This is a genomic window from Rathayibacter sp. AY1B4, assembly GCF_002932815.1.
Classification (GTDB): domain Bacteria; phylum Actinomycetota; class Actinomycetes; order Actinomycetales; family Microbacteriaceae; genus Rathayibacter.
The window spans coordinates 114,122-131,686 of record NZ_PSWN01000008.1; the positions used below are offsets into that span (position 1 = coordinate 114,122).

A 17,565-nucleotide genomic window follows, 5' to 3' on the forward strand; every position below is an offset into this window, starting at 1 on the left:
CAGTCACTCACCACAAATTCCAGGAGCCCCTCATGTCCACCACCCTTCCCTGCACCACCACCCGCGTCGTCCTCCCCGGGATCGTCGAGCCGTCCGGGCTGCTCCTCGAGCAGGCACCGGTCGAGCCGCCCGCGGCCGGCGAGCTGCTCGTCGCCGTCGAGGCCACCGGCATCTCGTTCGCCGAGCAGTCGATGCGCCGCGGCCGCTACTTCGCCCAGCCGCCGTTCCCCTTCACGCCCGGCTACGACCTCGTCGGCCGGGTCCTCGCGGTCGGCCCCGGCGGCGTCGCGTCGCTCGAGGGCCGCCGGGTCGCCGCCCTCACCAAGACCGGCGGTTGGACGGGTCACGCCCGCGTCGCCGCCCGCGACTGCGTTCTCGTCCCCGACGGAGTCGCGTCCGAGGACGCCGAGGCCGTCGTGGTCAACGGAGTGACGGCGTGGCAGATGCTGCACCGCTCGGCCCGGGTCTCCCGCGGCGACACGATCCTCCTGTTCGGCGCGAACGGCGGAGTCGGCGGCCTCGTGCACCGCCTCGCCCGCCTCGAGGGGATCCGCGTGATCGGCGCCGCCTCGCCCCGCCACCACGAGGCCCTCCGAGCGGCCGGAGTGGAGCCCGTCGACTACGCCGATCCCGACCTCGCCGCTCGCGTGCGCGAGCTCGCTCCCGGCGGAGTGCAGGCCGTGTTCGACAACGTCGGCGGAGCGACGACCCGGCTGGCGTGGTCGCTGCTCGCGCCCGGCGGCACCCTCGTCGCCTACGCGATCGTCAGCGCGAGCACCGGGAGCATCTGGCCCCCGTTCCTCCGCCAGCTCGCGCGGATCCAGGCCTACCAGCTGGCCCCCAACGGCCGGCGCGCGGCCTTCTACGACCTCTGGGCGGGCCACTCGCTGCGCCCCGCGCGCTTCCGTGCGCGGCTCGAGGAGGACCTCGGCCGCGTGCTCGGACTCCTCGCCGACGGCTCGCTGACGGCCAACATCGCCGCCCGCTTCCCGCTCACCGGGATCGTCGAGGCGATGGAGCTCGCCGAGTCCCGGACGCTCGACGGCAAGGTGATCCTGCTGCCATGAGCGGGGTGCGTCCGGGCGGAGGGTGATTCCGGCGCGGAGGCGCCCGGGCGGCGAGCAGGGGAGAATGGCGCGGTGGACACGGGACTGGTCGAGGTGCTGAAGGCGCTGGGCAATCCCACGCGACTGCAGATCATGGAGTGGCTCCGCTCTCCCGAGGCGTCGTTCAGCGAGTTCGAGCCGATCGCTGACCGCGCCGAGTTCGGGGTCTGCGTCACCCATCTCGCCGCGAAGAGCGGTCTCGCGCAGTCGACCATCTCGTCGTACATGGGATCCCTGGAGCGCGCGGGCCTCGTCCGCTCGACGCGCGTGGGGAAGTACACCCACTACCGGAGGAGCGACGCCGACGTCGACGGGCTCCTGAAGCGGCTCGGAGCCTCGATCTAGCGACGTATCGCGAATCGTCGATATGATCGGCCGCATGACCGATGCTTCCGAGGCCGCTCCTGCTCGCCGCGCTCTGCTCGTCCACGCCCATCCCGAGGAGCGGTCCTTCTCCTCGGCGCAGGCGGACGCGGTCCTCGAGGAGCTGAGGGCCGACGGCATGGAGGTGCGCCGGCTCGACCTGTACGCCGAGGGCCGGGACCCGGTGCTGCACCGCGACCAGTTCGCGCCCGGCTCCGGCTACTTCAAGCCGCAGGCGCAGCAGATGACCGCGGTCCTCGAGAAGACGCTCGGGGAGCCCGTCACGAGCGACCTCGACGAGCTGCTGCAGGCGGATCTCCTGGTGCTCTCGTTCCCCCTGTGGTGGTTCTCGATGCCGGCGATCATGAAGGGCTGGATCGACCGCGTCTTCGTGATGGGCGCGACGTTCGGAGGCGAGCACGGCGTCTTCGCCGAGGGCGGCCTGCGCGGCAGGAGCGCGATGCTCCTGCTGACGACGGGCGGCGGCGAGGCGGCCTTCGCGCCCGGCGCCGCCGACGGCTACGGCGACCTGCAGTCGTTCCTCTTCCACATCCATCGCGGGATGCTCGAGTTCGTCGGGTACGACGTCCTGCCCCCGGTGGTCACCTACGGTCCCGCCCGCCTCGACGCGGCCGGACGCGAGGACGCCCTGCAACGGGCTCGAGCGCGGGCGTCCGCATCGACGGCCCGGCTGCGCGGCGCCTAGCATCCGCTGCTCGCCCGGCAGGAGTCAGCTGCCAGCTCGAAGCGCCGCCACGAGCTGATGCAGTTCGGACGCGTGGTCCCGCTTCCACTCGCGGAACGCCGGAGTCGTGCTCGAAACCTCGGACGCGGAGACGTACTCCACGACGGCCACGTCGAGGACGGTGGCGAGCACGTCGTCGTCCGGCTCCGTCGACGTGCCGGCGACGGCGACCGTCGCGGTGTGATCGATGCCTGCTCCGGAGAGGGTGATCCTCCACAGCTGGATCGGGCCGTCGGGAGTCCGGGTCGCGTCACCGGTCCTCGAGTGGACGACCTCGATGACGACTCCGCCCACCGTGCGCTGCATGGCCCGAGCGTACTCAGCGGATCCGCGTGCGGCCGAGCGGGCCCGCCCAGGGAGGCGCCGCGCTGCCGTGTCCGGCCGTCAGCCGAAGAGGAGCGCCGCGCCGATGACGATCGCGGTGAGCCCGAGGATCGCGAGGAGGACTGCGCCGCAGTCGACGACCGCGAACCAGGCGGCGCCGCGCCCCCCGAGCGTGGCGGGCTGCCTCACGGCCAGCACTCCGACGATCAGGCCGGCGATCGCTGCTCCGACGACGGCGACTCCGAGCAGCAGCGCGCCCCAGCGGGCCCAGGTCGCACCCGCTCCGAGGAACAGGAGGAGCAGGAGGAGCGCGATGCCGACGCCCACGACCCGCGTCAGCACGAGCGCCGCGGCGGCTCGGCGGTTCTGGGCGGGGCGGACGAGACGCGTCCACTCCTGCTGCAGGGGGATCGCACTGCCCCAGGGGACGCGCGCCGAGACGGTCGACCACGACGATCCGTCCCACCACCGCTCGAAACCGGGGCGCTCGGGGTCCGGAAGCCATGCGGGCCCCGCGGGGCGGAGGTCCGTCGGCGCGGGCTCGGCTGCGGTCATGGGCCCACCCTGGCAGAGGGGCACGCCTGCTGTCATCGCCGGATGTCGCGCGGGAGACGGCAGCGGGTGCCCCGCCTCTCGGCCGCGCTCAGTCCCGCGACCGGCTCGCGTGCGCGCGTGCCTTCATCCGGTTGCCGCACGTCGCCATCGAGCACCACTTGGCGGTGCCGGGGCGGCTGCGGTCGAGGAGGAAGAGGTTGCACTCGTCGTTCGCGCAGGCGCGGAGCCGCCCGGGGAAGCGGGCGTTCACGGCGGACCAGGCGAGGACCGACTCCACCGCGAGGCGATCCGGCTCGGGAGCGCTCAGCTCCCACACGACGCCCTCACCGGTGACGCGCGGGGTGCGCACGGCGCGCGCGACCAGGTCCGCGAGCTCCGTGACGGCCGCGGGCGCGTCCGAGCGCACGACGGCCTGGAGCGCGTCGCGGGCGCGGCGCAGCCGCTCGAGCTCGTCCTCGGTGCCGACTCCGCCCCACCGCCGGGCGAGCTCGCGACCGGACGCGTCGCCGAGGTCGTCCGTCGGCCGTCCATCCACCACGGGCGCGCTGTTCAGCACCGCCAGGAGCAGCTCCTCGTCCCGATCCATCGCTCCCCGTCCTCCCGCCGTGCGGCCCGTTCGATCCATGCTAGCGTCCGGCTAACCAGTAAATCTACCGTAAGGGGTTAGCCATGGTCGTCGTCCATCACCGCACCGTGTCCGTCGACGGACTCGACGTCTTCTGGCGGGAGGCCGGGCCCGTCGACGCGCCCGTCCTCCTGCTGCTGCACGGGTACCCGAGTAGCTCGCACATGTTCCGCCATCTCCTCCCCGCCCTCGCCGGCCACTACCGCGTCATCGCCCCCGACCACATCGGCTTCGGACGCTCGTCCGCGCCCTCCGTCGAGGACTTCGACTACACGTTCGCCGCCCTGACCGCGGTGACCGGCCGCTTCCTCGAGACCATCGGGGTGACCCGGTACACGATCTACGTCCAGGACTACGGCGCCCCCGTCGGCTGGCGCCTCGCCCTCGCCGATCCGTCCGCGGTCGTCGCCGTGATCTCGCAGAACGGCAACGCCTACGAGGAGGGCTTCGTGCCCGGCTTCTGGGACCCGATCTGGGCCGACGCCGCCGAGCGGACCGCCGGGACGCGCGACGCCCTCCGGCCGGCTCTCGGCCGGGAGGCCGTCGAATGGCAGTACACCCACGGTGTCCCCGACTCCACCACCGTCGACCCGGACGCCTGGGAGCACGACCTCGCGCTCCTCGCCCGCCCCGGCCAGGACGACGTGCAGCTGGCGCTCTTCCGCGACTACGCCACCAACCGCGAGCTCTACCCCGCGGTGCAGGCGTGGATCCGCGAGTCCGGAGTCCCCGTCCTCGCCGTCTGGGGCCGGAACGACGAGATCTTCGCCCCCGCCGGCGCCCAGGCGTTCCTCCGCGACGCGCCCCACGCGCGCATCGAGCTCGTCGACGGCGGGCACTTCCTGCTCGAGTCCCACCTCGACCGCGTCGTCAGCGCGATCACGGACTGGCTGCGCCCGGCGTGATGCCCGAGGACGGGCGGGAGGGTCTCGTCGCCCGCCCGACCCTCCTCAGCGGACGGTGGTGGCGGCGGTGTCGGCGTTGCTGCGGATCGACGGATCCGGAGTCCTCACGGAGAAGGTGGTTGCGAGCGCTGTGCCCGTGCCTGCGCTCACGGCCGTGACGGTGATCTTCTCGGTGGATGTCCGCCCGTTGCCGAGGCTGGAGCGCTGGAAGACCACGACGCTGCCGATGCGGGTGTACTTCCCCGTCGCGGAGACGAACCGCACCCCCGGCGGGAGGATCACCTTCGAGTAGACGGACGTCGACGCGGAGGGTCCGGCGTTCCTCGTGATGAGCGTGTACGTGAACGTCCTCCCCTTCACCGCGGTGGTCGGAGCGGAGACGTCGACGCGAAGGTCGGCCTTCGCGGAAGCGGACGCAGGGGACACGGTGAGAGTGCTCTGCGCGGTCGCGGTTCCGGCGGTGCTGGCTGCCTGCACGGTGAAGACGTAGGCGCCGGTCCTGGTCGGAGTGCCGGTGAGGCGCCCCGTCGGATCGAGGGTGAGACCCGGGGGAAGGGCGCCCGACGACACGGTCACGACGGGCGCCGGAGTTCCCGCGACCGCGTAGGTGAAGTCGTAGGCCGAGTCGACGACGCCGGCTGCGACGGTTCCGCTGATCGTCGGCGTGACGGGTGCAGGCGGGGCGGCCTCGACGGTGATCCGCCGGGAGGCGGTGGTGGTCGTTCCGAAGGAGTTGGTCGCGGTGACGGTGAAGTCGGAGGTTCCGGGTTCTGCGGGCGTGCCCGTCACGAACCCCTCGGGAGTCAGGGTCAGTCCGGGCGGGAGCGTCCCGCTGGCGAGGGTGTGGTCCGCGAGGCGCGCATCCCCTCCGAAGGCGAAGGAGAACGGAGTGCCGACCGTCGCCGTGGGAGGCGCGGCAGCCGTGAAGACGGGACGGGTCCCGGTGGCGAGGGTGAAGCCGTAGCCGGCGTCGATCGAGGTGACCCCCTTCAGTCCTGCGGGAACCGTGGACTGGCCGGCACCGTCGTCGCCCCAGGCGGCGACGGTGCCGTCCTCGCGGAGCGCCACGCTGTGCCCGTACCCGGCGGCGACCGCGACGACACCGGTCAGCCCGGCGGGGACGTCGCTCTCTCCGTCCCTGTCGCTCCCCTCGGCGACGACGCTGCCGTCGGCGCGGACGGCGAGGTCGTGGGTCCGTCCCGCCGCGACCGCGACGATGTCGGAGTAGCCCGCGAAGATGTCGTCGGGGCCGTCGTAGCCCCAGCTCACGACGCTGCCGTCGCTCGTGGCGGCGAGGGTGTGGAAGGACGCGGCGGAGATCGCCACGACGTCGTCCAGACCGGGAGGCGCCTCCAGCACTCGCCCCTGGTCGTATCCCCAGATCGCCACTGTCCCGTCGTCGCGGAGCGCGACGCTGTGGGTGCCGCTCGAGTCGATCGCGGTGACGCCGCTCAGCCCCGCCGGCGGCTCGGTGTACCGGTCCTCCGGGGGGAAGAGCGGCGCGACGGTGCCGTCCTCGAGAAGCGCCAGATCGGGGGAGACGGCCGCGACGCCGCGGAGGTCGTCCGCCGGGATGGGGCCGCCCTCGAGATTGTCACCCCAGACGGCCACTGTGCCGTCGCTCCTCGCCGCGACGCCGTAGTACTGGCCGGCCGCGATGGAGACGGCGTCGGTCAGATCCTCGGGGGCGCTCGCCCGACCGTCCTCGTCGTATCCCCAGCCCACGACGCGCCCGCCCGCGACAGGAGCGTCGGCCGCGTGAGCCACGGCCGCGGTGCCGGTGAGCGGCCCGTCGAGGGCGGCGAGGCCGGTCCCGAGGAGGAGGGCGCCGGTGAGGAGCGCGAGCGGGCGGACAGGGCTTCGGAGGCGCATGGGTTCTTCCGGTCGGGTCGGCCGTCGTCGGCCGCCCTGCGACCGTGACAGCTGCGAGCGCCGTGGGCAACGCCCTCTTCCGGCCACGTCCGGAAGAGGGCGCCCGGGCGGACGTCCTTCGTCGGCCCCGCTCGGCTGATCCTGTTCACGACGGAGGAAGGATGAGGCTCCGGCGCCCGTTCCGCGCGGATCGCGGGGTCCTGGAGCAGATCCGTCCTTGTTCGTTGTGAACACCGTCTGGACGAGGTCCTGCGTCGGCGATGCTCCGAAGCCCGGCTTCGACCTCGTCAGGACCCGAACCCGGCTCCCGTCGGCTCCTCGGCGTTCCGGATGACGGTGAGCAGGAGGTCGTTCAGCTGCTGGGCGGCGGGGGCGCTCAGGCCGACGTCGCTGAGGTCGTTGGTCGCGAGCGCGACCGCGCGCGCCGCGGTGAGGACGCGCTCCCCGTCGGCGGTCGTGCGGACGGGGGTGCGTCGGCCCTTCCCGCGGACTCCGACGCGCGTGATCAGCCCTCGCCGCTCCATGCCGTCGAGGACCTCGGACATCGTCTGCGGGCGGACGAAGACCGCGCGGGCGATCTCGGCCGAGGTCAGCTGCGCTCCGCCGGTGAGGCAGGAGAGGACGCCGAACTGCACCAGGCTCACGTCGTGCTCCGCGAGCCCGGCGGTGATGCGCGCGCCGATGATCCGCGCGACCTTGACCGCGTTCCAGCCGAGGACGGCCTCGAGTCCCTCGTCGTCGTCCACGCCGACATCCCTCCCGGGTGATTCGAAGAAACAGGAACCTGCTTCACGAGGTAGCTTGCAGGAACCTGCTTCTGCAGTCCCCTCCCTGGAGTGTGCACCACACCCCGGACCACATCGATCCGACAGGACATCCCATGACCGGCACGCAGCTCCCCGACGACCGAGGCCGATGGGGCGCGGAGGACGAGCTCGGCACGCTCACCCTCATCGACGACGCCGCACGGCGACGTGCCGCGGAGGAGGTGAGGACCGGCCGCTGGGTCTCGCTCGCCCTCCCCGTGGCTCCCTCGTCGATGCTGGGCGGCCCCTTCGCGCCCGCCGCTCCGCCGTCGCCCCCGGTGCAGCAGGCGCTCCTCTACACCGGTACCCCTCCGATGGGCATGTCCGAGGTGCTGATCGTGACTCCGCACCACCCGGCGATGACCCACCTGGACGCGTTCGCGCACCTGCCCGTCGACGACGGAGTCGTCTACCCGGGCCGGCCTCTCGCCGAAGCCGTCACCGCCGGCGGAGTGATGCACGGATCCACCTCCTCGTTCGCCGAGGGCATCGTCACGCGCGGAGTCCTCCTCGACCTCGCGCCGCAGGGGAGGCTGCCGGCGGCGCACGCGATCGTCGCCGCCGACCTCGACGCGGCCGAGCACCGGGGAGGCGTCCCCCTGCAGTCCGGCGACGCGCTCGTCGTCCGCAGCGGGTGGGGCTTCTCCTGGGACTCGGAGGAGCAGGCCCCCGGCATGACCGTCGACGCCGTGACCTGGATGCACGAGCGGGGCGTGGCGCTCTACGCGGGGGACGTCGGCGACAGCTTCCCCCCTCACGATCCCGAGATGCCGATGCCGATGCACATGGTCGCGCTCGCACGGCTGGGCATGCCCCTCATCGACAGTGCGGACGTGGAGCAGCTCGCCGTGGTCTGCGCCGAGCTGTCCCGCTGGTCGTTCCTGCTCAGCGTGGCCCCACCGCGCCTGCTCGGGCTCACCGGCGTTCCGGTCAATCCGATCGCCGTCTTCTGAGGTGCGCCGCCGCCGCCCCGCGGATCGCCGCCGAGGACCCGCCGCTCGCCCCTCAGCGGCTGAGGAGGGCGACGAGGTCGGTCGCGATGCGGTGCTCGACGTCGGCCGGGACGGGCTGCACGGCGGCGTCGAGGTCCGCGGTGACGACAGCGGCGAGGCTCCGTGCCTGGAGGGTCAGGCCGAGGTCCATCGCCTGGATCGGATTCCCGCCGGCCGCGGTGAGGTTGATCATCCGGCCGTTCTCGAGGCGGACGATCTGCTTGCCGTTCTTCAGGCGGATGCCCTGCCGGCGCTGTCCGTCGGCGAACTCGGTGGTCGACTCCGTGGCGGCCGCGAGGGCGTCCTCGTCGATCTCCCACGGGAAGTGGCCGACGCCGGCGATCACGGCGCCGTCGGCGAACGCGTCGATCTCCGCCGCGCCGATGACGCCGGGTGCGCCGGTGGCGGTGAAGACGAACTGCGCGTCCGAGAGGACGTCGGCGACGGCTCCGACGCGGTGGCCGCGGAGGATCGCCTGCAGCGAGCGGATCGGGTCGACGTCGGCGACGGAGACCCGCGCTCCGAGCTGCGCGAGGGTGTCGGCGACTCCGCGTCCGCACGGGCCGTAGCCGATGACCGCGGCGCGGGTACCGGGGATCATGAGGTTCGTGGCGTTCATGAAGCCCTGGACGACGCTCTGGCCGACCCCGTACTCGTTCTCGACGATCAGCTTGAGGGGGGAGTCGTTGATGACGACGACCGGTCGCGGGAGGGTCGCGCTGTTCTCCCGCAGGCGGATGCCGCCGGTGGTGGTCTCCTCGGTGCCGCCGAGGTAGTGGTCCGGGACGCCCGAATTGATCAGGCGGAGGGTGAGGTCGGCGCCGTTGTCGAGGGTGAGGTCGGGGTCGTGCTCGAGCACCTCCTCGATGTTGCGGAGGTGCTCCGCCTCGCCGTCGCTCTGCTTCGTGTGCACGTGCACGCCGAGGGCGCGGAGGTCGTCGGCGATGTCGTCCTTCGTGGTTCCGGGCGAGCCCGTCAGAGCGATGTCCATTCCGGCCTCGACGAGGAGCGACACGAGGGCGGCGGTCTTGGGCTCGACGTGGAGGCAGATCGCCAGCTTCTTCCCGGAGAGCACCGGAGCGAGCTCCCGGACGGCCTGCGCGGTGAGGGGCATGTGGTCGAGAGCCCAGCGGCTCGCCGGGTGGGAGAGGGAGGAGGTCATGGCAGGTCCTGTCTGAGTGGGTACGTGGGGCGTCGAGTGGGGGCGTCGTGTCGCCGGCGGCGCGGGAGTCGCGTCAGGGCGCTCGGCCCCCGGCGGGCTGCCGCCGCGCCCGGCGTCCCGCGTGCGTCGAGTGCGCGGTCCTGCACGCGACGTCCTGAGGAGGCCGATCGCCGGGGACGGCCGCCAGGCCTCGCGCTCCCCTGATCTCCGCGCGACGGAACCTGAGGCGCGTCTCTTCACGGCGGGCCGAGGTCGGCACTGCTCGGATCGTCGTCGGTGAGGACACCAGCCCAGTCTGTCGACCCGGACGCGCCCTCGCTCGGATGATCGTGCTCGGCGGCAGCACCTCGGGAGAGGTCGACCTGTCGTGCGGTGACGTCCCGCGCGGACCGACGGGCGCGCCGCGTCCGCTCACCCTCCGGTGACTGGGCGAGGGGCATCGAAGAAGAGGTAGGACACGAAGTGGATCGCAATGGTGGCGGCGATGCCGGCGGCGGGCGTGATCCAGAAGCTCCTCAGGGGGGCCGAGAGGCGACGGACGACGATGAACGACACGACGGGAGTGATGGCGACGAGCACCCACGGAGCGAAGGCCGCCCACTGGACGGCCCGCCCGAGCGTCGACAGGTCGGACCACTCATCGACGGCCGGATAGTTCTCGGAGGCGTAGCTCAACAGTCCGAACGGGACCAGGTTGACGGCGACCACGAGGTGGACCAACGCGAGCACTCCGATCCGGAGGCGTGCACGAGCGAGGTCCAGTGCGCGAGTCGAGGAGGTCACGGGCGAAGGCTATCGGCGTCGCCGGGAGCGCAGAAGGAGCGGTGGTCCTCGCTTTCGGCGGTCGCTGCGCTACAGCCGCGCGAAGAATCCAAGGCCCCCAAGCCGAGGGCGGCGCTGGTGAAAGCCACCGCTACCCTGACGCCATGCGCCGCAGCCTCGACGACCCTCTTCGGAACCGCGTCCGCACCGGCTCTCCGTCCGTCGCGTCCGCCTGATGGAGCGGCGACGGGCGGACCGCTCGGAGCCGGTTCGCGAGTTCCGGCCCTCGAGGGCCCGGCAGAAGAACGAGTCGCGACGGCTGAGGCCCGTCGCCGTCCTCCCCGCGCTGGTCCTGCTGGCGGGGAGCGTCTGGGGAGTCGTGATCGCCGACGACCGCGGTGCCGCGCTGGCCGTCTACCTCGGGCTGTTCGGCTTCGCCACCGCGGTGGCTCTGGTGATCGTCGGAGTGCTGGCGCTCCGCAACCGGCGCTTCCTCGCCACCGCGTCCCTCCGGATCTCGGACCGGGCGATCAAGTGCACAGACGCTCGAGGCAGGGTCGTGACCTTCGAGCGCGCCGACCCGTCGGTGAAGGCGCTGCTCGCGTGGGTGCCCGCCGGCCCCAACAGTGAGGGGATCAATCTCCCCCCGTCGCTGATCCTGTTCCTGTCGGACGGGAGCCGGTCGCTGCGGCTCCGCGGGGCGGACTGGGAGCTCGAGGAGCTGCGGGCCGTCGTCGCCGCCGTGACGACGCCGCTCTTGCCGGCGGCGCGTGGCGTGCACACCGGTAGCCGGAGCGTGTGGGCGCGCCTGACCGGAGCCGCTCGTCGGCGGGAGATCGAGGCGCCGCCCGCCCCGGAGAAGACGCTCAGCCCCGCCGAGATCAACGAGCTGATCCCCGGAACGATGAGCTTCCGGGAGACCCGTCCGCTGACGTCCGCCCTCCTGATCGGGTTCGGCTCGGTGGCTCTCGTGCTGGGCGTCGTCGTCGGAGCCGCCTTCGTGGTGGTGCCCGGGTAGTGGAGGAAGACGGCAGTCGTGTGACATGCCCGATGGGAGCATGGCTGCAAGGCTCTTACTGCGCGATCAGCTCGGGCCTGGGGCTGACGCTCGATTCGCTGCACGCGGCTCCAGCAAGTAGCGGTGAACACAAGGGCTGTCGGGTAAGAGGATCCCGCCGGGCCCGCTGGGAGTGAGGACCTGTAGTCGGGCGACACGAGAACAGCACCTTTGCAATGGTCAAAACGACCGAATCGCACTGTCTCCTCGCAATGTCCGCCGTCCTTCGCGCGTGAGTGGAGACACATCAGTCGTGTCAGGATGTGTGAGACGATCGAAGGCCGTCCGAACCACTGGGGGAACAATGAAGAGAAGCCTGCTCAAGAGCGCCCTGACGCTCTCCGTCGTAGCGTTCATCGCAACCGGATGCACTTCGACGCCGCAGGCCGAGCCTATGGCCACGCAAGCAGCCGAGGCACCCGCCACGGCCTCGGTCGCCCCGACGACCCAAGCTGCTACCGAAGCAGCAATCGGAACGCGTCAGAATCCGGTACCTGTCGGCCAGGTGTTGCCATTCGCCGAAGGTTCGGCGTTCAAGGTCGGGGCCTCGGCCGAAACGCAGGTGGCCCCGGGGTACTCCGTTCTCCCGCTCGTCGTGCAGATCGACTGGGAGAACTCGAACAAGCAGGCCACGGCCCAGGGGCAGGCGGCCGGCGGACCTCTCGCGCTCTGGCCGAACATTCAGGCCTCGTTCGTGAGCGCGGCTGGAAAGTCCTACAGCACAATGGATGACTACACCGTCGACATCGAGAACAAGCCGTACGACATCGGTGATGTCTACGAGGGCACAGACGTGGTCAACGTGAACGTCCCCGTCAGTGTCCCCGAGACTGAGATCGCCGGTGGCGCGTGGGTTATCGAGAACACGTCATCCGGAGCGCGAGTCTTCGTCGCCGCGCGGTGAGGGCCTGCGTGCGAATTTAACGGAGCGCGATACTTCGGCCAGCTACTCGGAGGCGAGGGGATGGCCTAGGCGGCGCTTTCCCTTCGAAACCTCGGTTGACTCGCTGTCTCCAAAGGGCTTTCCAAAGGTGATTGCGACGCTACTTCCGCTATCCCTGAAGACCGGTGCGAGTTGGTCCAGGGTGCACTCGGGCTGTCATTTTGTCGACCGCGCCGGAGGACGCCAGGGTGATGCCGGCCACTCTCACGACTTGCGATTCTGGCTGAGCTTGTAATCGATCATCGAGGAGGCGCTGCAGACGTTCGCCACCGAGCTCGTCCTTTGAGGGGCCTTACACCGGCCCGCTCGACGGATCCGCCGCGTTGCTGCGCACCAGGGCTCGGCACTCGGTGTCCCGTCAGAACCACCGGAACACTTGCCAGTGACGGAGCCTCCTTCGCGGTGGTGCCCGGGTAGCGGTGCAGGTCGGCGGCCGTGCCGTGGACCGCTGGGCGGGAGACGCGGGCGACGGGCCCACGTGCCCGATCGGCGACCTCGCCGGGGTGATATTGCCCGCGCCCTAGGCTCCACGCATGACACTCACCCAGGACTCCGGTTGGATCTGGTTCGGACTCGCGATCGTCACCGCCGGTCTCGCCGAGCAGAAGGGCCGCTCGCGCTGGCGCTGGTTCGTGCTGGGGCTGCTGCTCGGGCCGATCGCGACGGCCCTCGTCGTGCTGTGGGCGCGACCGGAGGGCGGAGTGGCGACGGACGTGCGCTGGAACTTCGCGATCGGCGCCGGCGTCGCTGCGGCGGCGCTCGTCCTCGTCGCCGTGACCTCGGCCCTCTGGCTGCTGCTCATCCCGGCGGCGATCGCGGCGCTCGCCGCCGGGCTGCTCGCCTGGCTGAGCCGCCGCGTCCCCTACGAGCACCTGCCCCGCTGACGACCGCCGGCTGGTCGAGCATCGGAACTCGAGATCTCGCGGCCCGAGGCGGCAGGCGCGTCACTCCTCGGACAGGGTCGATGACCGCTCGAGGGTCGGCCGGCCGCGGCGTCAGCGTTTCGGCCAGGCCTCCCACACTCGACTGAAGGGCGCGGTCAGCTGCTGCCCGTCGTGGCCGATTCTGTGACGCACCCCGACGTCGTTGCTGTAGCCGCTCGACCAGCCGAGCTCACTGCCGCTCCCGATGCGGTAGCCGACGATGATGCCGTCCTTGCCGGCGGCGATGCTCTCCTCGTAGCGGCCCGCGACGACGTCGAAGACGGTGCGCTCGAGGTCGTCCGCGAGGGCGGTCCACTCGTCGTCGCAGGCGTCGCAGCCGCAGACGGGGTAGTTGAAGCGGTGCAGTGCTCCGGCGTGGAGGAGGACGCCGGGGAAGACGGTCCAGACGATCGTCAGAGGTGCGGCGTCGACCGACCGCGGCGTCACGCGGACGGCGCGGGCGGCCCAGGAGATCTCCGCTTCGTCTCGTGAGGCCGGGGCCGGGTCGTCCTCGACCGTGACGTCGTAGGTGCGCTCGAGGTGCTCGAGCAGGGCGTCCGCGACGGTGTGCAGCGGCTGGAAACGCTCGAGATCTCTCGTGACGGAGTAGCTCTCGTCCGGAGGCGACTCACCCTGCCAGCGAGTGCCGTAGGGGATGGGTCGGCCGTCCTCGCCGATGAAGACGCGGTCCGCGACAGCCGGTCGAGCGTAGTCCGTCATGGACGAGAGGGTACGACGCGAGCCGTCCCGCCGTCAGGTCGGCGACTTCCTGCCGACGGGTGCCGCCCCACCCAGCCGCACGTCCCCCTCCGGATACGCGTCGTGCGAGAAGCGCAGCCGCACCCCCGCCGCCTCCACACGCTCGAGCACCTCGGACGTCCGCTCGTGCGCCCGCGCGTCGTCGCTGATGAACCGCGGCAGCCGGCGCAGGCGCCCGGACCAGCCGAGGAACTCCCGCCCCCATGCTGCGTCTCCGGCCACGAGCACGCGACCCTCGACGAGCGCCCCCAGGTGCCCGCGCGCATGCCCCGGGAGCGGCACCACGAGCAGCGATCCGTCGCCGAAGAGGTCGAATCCGCTCAGCCCCTTGATCGTCGTCACGGGCTGCTCGTCCGTCACGATCCCGGCCGCGAACCACGGCGGCAGCAGCGCGCGGAAGATCCCCTCGCGCACGCGGTTCCGCCGCACGGAGGCGACCTGGCCGGACGACAGCACGAACGTCGCGTCCGGGAACCAGCGCACGCCGCCCACGTGGTCCGGGTGCAGGTGCGTGAGCACCACGAACTCCACGTCGGCCGGGGTCAGGCCGAGGGCGAGCAGCCGCTGGTCGACGGTCTGGTCGTCCGGCACCGTCGCGGGCAGGATCCGCTCGTACAGCCGTCCGACGAGGCCCGTCCCGCGGAACGTCGGCGGGTAGCCCGTGTCCACGAGCACCCGCCGGCCGCTCGCGTGCGTGTAGAGGAAGACGTTCGAGGGGAAGACGCGGCGGGGGAGCCCCTTCCCGCGGAACACCCGGGACAGCGGGAAGACGGTGCTCCCGCACGCCATCACCTGCAGCGACGACTCAGCCACGCGTCCTCCTCAGGTGCTCGCCGACCCGGCGGATGCCCTCGGCCAGCGGCACGGTCGGCTCGTAGCCGAGCTCGGTCCGCGCCCGCGAGATGTCGAGGGTCTGCGCGTAGGCGAGGGTCGCCACGGTGTAGCGGGTGAACGGCGGCTCGCGGCCGGGCAGCAGCCGGTAGACCCGCTCCAGGATCTCGGCGAGCGCGGTCAGCACGCGCAGGTCCACCCGGATGAAGCGCGGCTCCTCGCCCATCGCGGCGAAGAAGTGCTCGAGGAGGTCGCCGAGCGGAGCGGGCTCGCCGTTGGTGATGTTGTAGACGCCGCCGTCGGCCACGGGAGCGTCGGCCGCGAGGACCAGCGCGTGCGCGGCGTTCTCGACGCAGGTGATGTCGACGGGGTTCCGGCCGCCGTCGAAGAGGGGGATGCCGCGGCGGCGACTGGCGGCGACGAAGCGGGGGAGGAGGCTGGGGTCGCCGACGCCGATCAGGCCGCGGGGGCGCAGGATCACGAGCTCGGGGATCCGGCCGGCGCGGTGCGCCTCCTGCAGCAGCCGCTCCGCCTCGATCTTGCTGCGGATGTAGAGGCTCATCCGGCTGGCGGTGTCGACCTCCTCCTCCCGCACCAGGTACTGATGGCGGCGGGCGGAGTAGATGCTCGGCGAGGAGACGAAGACGAAGCGGCGGATCCCGCAGCGCTCGGCCAGCGCGATCATCGCCTCGGTCCCCGTGACGTTCGCGTGCTCGAACTCGCTCCACGTTCCCCACGGGCTCGACAGAGCGGCGGCGTGCACGAGCACGTCGGCCTCGACGGTCGTCGCGCCCAGCTCGGCGAGGTCGGCGCGGAGGACCGTGGCGCCCTCCTCCTCCAGCCGCGCCAGCGCCTCGGGGGCGCGACCGGTGGCGAGCACGTCGTCGCCCGCGGCCAGGAACTCGCGCACCGCGTAGCCGCCGAGGAAGCCCGTCGCCCCGGTGATCAGCACGCGGCGCCGGCGCTCAGCGGACATCGACGACCTCCAGCCCGCGCTTGCGGCCCCAGTACCAGAGCAGGATCCCCAGGTACCCGAGCGCCTTGCCCTTCCGGATCGACATCAGCACGACCGCGTCCTTGTCGAGCAGCGCCTCGCTCCGCCCGATCACCTGGCAGACCTTGAGGTGCAGCTCCAGGTCCTCGTCGGTGTCGTCGATGCTCGAGCGCGGGAAGCCGTCCACCTGGAGGTACAGCGCGGCGTCGATCACGAGGTTGCAGCCGGCGGCCATGAACATCCGGTACCGCTGGCCGGGGCGGCGGTAGAAGACGCCCGGCGCGTGCTCCATCAGGCGGATCAGCGCGGTGCCGAGCACGCCGTCGTACCAGCGGTAGACGGCTTCGTCCCGCCGCGGGGACAGGCGGCCGCCGACGAAGCGGGCGCCGCCGCGGAGGTCGGCCTTCAGGCGCGCCACCCAGTCGGCGCTCGGCAGGCAGTCGGCGTCGGTGCGGGCGACGGCCGTCGCGCCCTCGGCGATCGCGTGGCGGAAGCCGGTGTCGGAGGCGGCTCCGGTGCCCTTCTGCGCCTCGTCGATCACGGCGACCTGCCGCTCCGGGCGTCGGCGGCGGAACTCCTCGATCACGGCGCGCGAGCCGTCGGTGCTGCCGTTGTCGACGAGCAGGAGGGTGAAGTCCGGATCGGTCTGGCGGGCGAGCGCGTCGAGGGCGCCGCCGAGCAGCTTCTCCTCGTCGAGGAAGGGCACGACCACCCAGAAACCGCGCGCGTCCATCCGTCCCCCGCTCCGGGACCATGGTGTCGGCGGGCGCCCGTGCCGTCAAACCGCGCCGAACAGTGCGCGCGGAGGTACAGAGGCGCGCTATACAGGGATTCGCTCCGCACGTCCCGGGGCAGGAAGGGGCCCGCGTGCCCGATCTCCTCCCGCTCCGCATCCTCGGCACGGGCGAAGCGCTGCCCGAGCGGATCGTCACGACCGCCGAGGTCGCCGCGCTCTGCGGCCTGCCCGCCGACGAGGCCGAGCGCCGCTCCGGCGTGCGCACCCGCCACTGGGTGGCCGACGACGAGGACCCGCTGGAGCTCGGTCTGCTCGCCGCCCGCCGGGCGCTCGCGGCGGCCGGGCTCGACACGGTCGACGTGGTGCTCAACGCCTCGGGCACGCAGCTGCAGGCGATCCCGGACGGAGGCGCGCTGCTCGCGGCGGGACTCGGCCTCGACGACGTCTCGGCGTACAGCGTCGGCGCCACCTGCCTGTCGTTCCTCTTCGCTCTGCAGGAGGCGGGGTTCCTCCTCGCCACGGGTCGCGCCGACACCGTGCTCATCGTCTCGACCGACTGCGGCAGCCGCGGCATCGACCCGAGCCAGCCCGAGAGCGCCCTGCTCTTCGGCGACGCGGCCGCCGCCGTCATGATCGGCCGCGCCGAGACTCCGGGCCAGGGCCTGGTCACCACGCACTTCCGCACCCGCCCGAGCGGTGTGCGCCACGCGGAGCTGCGCGGCTTCGGCTCGCGGATCCGGATCGAGGAGGCGCCAGACCGGCTCGCCGACTTCCGCTTCGACATGCAGGGCAAGGCGCTGCTCGTCGACGCGCTGCGGCACTTCCCGGCGTTCCTCGAGGAGGTGCGGCCCGGCCTCTCGACCGGGCTCCCCGGCATCGACCGGGTGGTCCCGCACCAGACCAGCGCGGCCGGGCTCGAGGGCATGGCCCGCCTCTGGGGTCGCGACCGGATGACGATCACGCTCGGCGAGGTCGGCAACACGATCGGCAGCGCGATCCCGCTGGCCCTGCACCGCTCGCGCGTGCAGCCGGGGGAGTCGGTGCTGCTGGTGGGCACGGGCGCGGGCACGCACTACGGCGCGGTGGTCCTGCAGGCGTGAGAGGC

General features: G+C 72.2%; 20 protein-coding genes. 9 read left to right on the top strand and 11 right to left on the bottom strand.

What is annotated here, in order from left to right:
- The first annotated feature begins 32 nt into the window (after nucleotides 1-32).
- The 3 genes from C5D66_RS07670 (at nucleotide 33) to C5D66_RS07680 (ending at nucleotide 2,175) form a co-directional block, all read left to right on the top strand.
- Nucleotides 33-1,067: a medium chain dehydrogenase/reductase family protein gene (locus C5D66_RS07670; RefSeq protein WP_104255771.1), complete on the top strand. Its 1,035-nt coding sequence runs from the start codon at nucleotides 33-35 to the stop codon at nucleotides 1,065-1,067.
- 72 nt (nucleotides 1,068-1,139) lie between these two features.
- Nucleotides 1,140-1,451, top strand: coding sequence for a helix-turn-helix transcriptional regulator (locus C5D66_RS07675; protein ID WP_244230566.1), 312 nt, complete (start codon nucleotides 1,140-1,142; stop codon nucleotides 1,449-1,451).
- Between the two features lie 34 nt (nucleotides 1,452-1,485).
- Nucleotides 1,486-2,175 (top strand): NAD(P)H-dependent oxidoreductase, encoded by a 690-nt coding sequence (locus C5D66_RS07680; RefSeq protein ID WP_104255809.1) that lies wholly within the window; start codon nucleotides 1,486-1,488, stop codon nucleotides 2,173-2,175.
- Between the two features lie 24 nt (nucleotides 2,176-2,199).
- Here C5D66_RS07680 and C5D66_RS07685 read toward each other — a convergent pair whose 3' ends face one another.
- From C5D66_RS07685 to C5D66_RS07695, 3 genes are all read right to left on the bottom strand, one after another.
- Nucleotides 2,200-2,520: a hypothetical protein gene (locus C5D66_RS07685; protein WP_104255772.1), complete on the bottom strand. Its 321-nt coding sequence runs from the start codon at nucleotides 2,518-2,520 to the stop codon at nucleotides 2,200-2,202.
- Nucleotides 2,521-2,598: 78 nt separating this feature from the next.
- Entirely contained in the window at nucleotides 2,599-3,093 is a 495-nt protein-coding gene (locus tag C5D66_RS07690) for a DUF2510 domain-containing protein (protein WP_181067908.1), read from the bottom strand.
- An 88-nt stretch (nucleotides 3,094-3,181) separates the two neighbouring features.
- Nucleotides 3,182-3,679, bottom strand: a complete 498-nt coding sequence (locus C5D66_RS07695; protein WP_104255774.1) for a CGNR zinc finger domain-containing protein — start codon at nucleotides 3,677-3,679, stop codon at nucleotides 3,182-3,184.
- An 83-nt stretch (nucleotides 3,680-3,762) separates the two neighbouring features.
- On the opposite strand from C5D66_RS07695, the gene C5D66_RS07700 reads away from it, so the two are divergent.
- A complete protein-coding gene (locus tag C5D66_RS07700; protein ID WP_104255775.1) occupies nucleotides 3,763-4,623 on the top strand; it encodes an alpha/beta fold hydrolase in 861 nt (286 codons plus the stop codon).
- Between the two features lie 45 nt (nucleotides 4,624-4,668).
- Here the strand turns inward: C5D66_RS07700 and C5D66_RS07705 are convergent, their stop codons facing one another.
- Nucleotides 4,669-6,495: a putative Ig domain-containing protein gene (locus C5D66_RS07705; protein ID WP_104255776.1), complete on the bottom strand. Its 1,827-nt coding sequence runs from the start codon at nucleotides 6,493-6,495 to the stop codon at nucleotides 4,669-4,671.
- Between the two features lie 287 nt (nucleotides 6,496-6,782).
- Nucleotides 6,783-7,241 (bottom strand): MarR family winged helix-turn-helix transcriptional regulator, encoded by a 459-nt coding sequence (locus C5D66_RS07715; protein WP_181067907.1) that lies wholly within the window; start codon nucleotides 7,239-7,241, stop codon nucleotides 6,783-6,785.
- A gap of 134 nt (nucleotides 7,242-7,375) precedes the next feature.
- Here C5D66_RS07715 and C5D66_RS07720 point away from each other — a divergent pair, with 134 nt between their 5' ends.
- Nucleotides 7,376-8,254 (top strand): cyclase family protein, encoded by an 879-nt coding sequence (locus C5D66_RS07720; RefSeq protein ID WP_104255779.1) that lies wholly within the window; start codon nucleotides 7,376-7,378, stop codon nucleotides 8,252-8,254.
- Between the two features lie 52 nt (nucleotides 8,255-8,306).
- On the opposite strand, the gene C5D66_RS07725 is transcribed toward C5D66_RS07720, so the two are convergent.
- A complete protein-coding gene (locus tag C5D66_RS07725; protein WP_104255780.1) occupies nucleotides 8,307-9,455 on the bottom strand; it encodes an adenosylhomocysteinase in 1,149 nt (382 codons plus the stop codon).
- Between the two features lie 411 nt (nucleotides 9,456-9,866).
- Nucleotides 9,867-10,238, bottom strand: a complete 372-nt coding sequence (locus C5D66_RS07730) for a hypothetical protein (protein WP_104255781.1) — start codon at nucleotides 10,236-10,238, stop codon at nucleotides 9,867-9,869.
- Nucleotides 10,239-10,452: 214 nt separating this feature from the next.
- On the opposite strand from C5D66_RS07730, the gene C5D66_RS07735 reads away from it, so the two are divergent.
- From C5D66_RS07735 to C5D66_RS07745, 3 genes are all read left to right on the top strand, one after another.
- Complete coding sequence (locus C5D66_RS07735) at nucleotides 10,453-11,235, top strand: hypothetical protein (protein ID WP_104255782.1); 783 nt, start codon at nucleotides 10,453-10,455, stop codon at nucleotides 11,233-11,235.
- A 343-nt stretch (nucleotides 11,236-11,578) separates the two neighbouring features.
- Complete coding sequence (locus C5D66_RS07740; RefSeq protein ID WP_146079348.1) at nucleotides 11,579-12,178, top strand: hypothetical protein; 600 nt, start codon at nucleotides 11,579-11,581, stop codon at nucleotides 12,176-12,178.
- A gap of 572 nt (nucleotides 12,179-12,750) precedes the next feature.
- Nucleotides 12,751-13,101: a hypothetical protein gene (locus C5D66_RS07745; RefSeq protein ID WP_104226336.1), complete on the top strand. Its 351-nt coding sequence runs from the start codon at nucleotides 12,751-12,753 to the stop codon at nucleotides 13,099-13,101.
- Between the two features lie 111 nt (nucleotides 13,102-13,212).
- Here C5D66_RS07745 and C5D66_RS16760 read toward each other — a convergent pair whose 3' ends face one another.
- The 4 genes from C5D66_RS16760 to C5D66_RS07765 are packed head-to-tail and all read right to left on the bottom strand — an operon-like array spanning nucleotide 13,213 to nucleotide 16,457.
- Nucleotides 13,213-13,860, bottom strand: a complete 648-nt coding sequence (locus tag C5D66_RS16760; RefSeq protein WP_146083166.1) for a DUF6226 family protein — start codon at nucleotides 13,858-13,860, stop codon at nucleotides 13,213-13,215.
- Between the two features lie 33 nt (nucleotides 13,861-13,893).
- Nucleotides 13,894-14,712, bottom strand: coding sequence for an MBL fold metallo-hydrolase (locus C5D66_RS07755; RefSeq protein WP_104255784.1), 819 nt, complete (start codon nucleotides 14,710-14,712; stop codon nucleotides 13,894-13,896).
- The gene (locus C5D66_RS07760) at nucleotides 14,705-15,706 is read right to left on the bottom strand and encodes an NAD(P)-dependent oxidoreductase (protein WP_104255785.1); all 1,002 of its coding nucleotides are present in this window, start codon (nucleotides 15,704-15,706) and stop codon (nucleotides 14,705-14,707) included. Before C5D66_RS07760 ends, C5D66_RS07755 begins: the two co-directional genes overlap by 8 nt.
- Complete coding sequence (locus tag C5D66_RS07765) at nucleotides 15,696-16,457, bottom strand: glycosyltransferase family A protein (RefSeq protein ID WP_104326876.1); 762 nt, start codon at nucleotides 16,455-16,457, stop codon at nucleotides 15,696-15,698. The genes C5D66_RS07760 and C5D66_RS07765 overlap by 11 nt, the downstream gene beginning before the upstream one ends.
- A 134-nt stretch (nucleotides 16,458-16,591) precedes the next feature.
- Here C5D66_RS07765 and C5D66_RS07770 point away from each other — a divergent pair, with 134 nt between their 5' ends.
- Nucleotides 16,592-17,560, top strand: coding sequence for a 3-oxoacyl-ACP synthase III family protein (locus C5D66_RS07770; RefSeq protein WP_219814214.1), 969 nt, complete (start codon nucleotides 16,592-16,594; stop codon nucleotides 17,558-17,560).
- The last annotated feature ends 5 nt before the right edge of the window (nucleotides 17,561-17,565 follow it).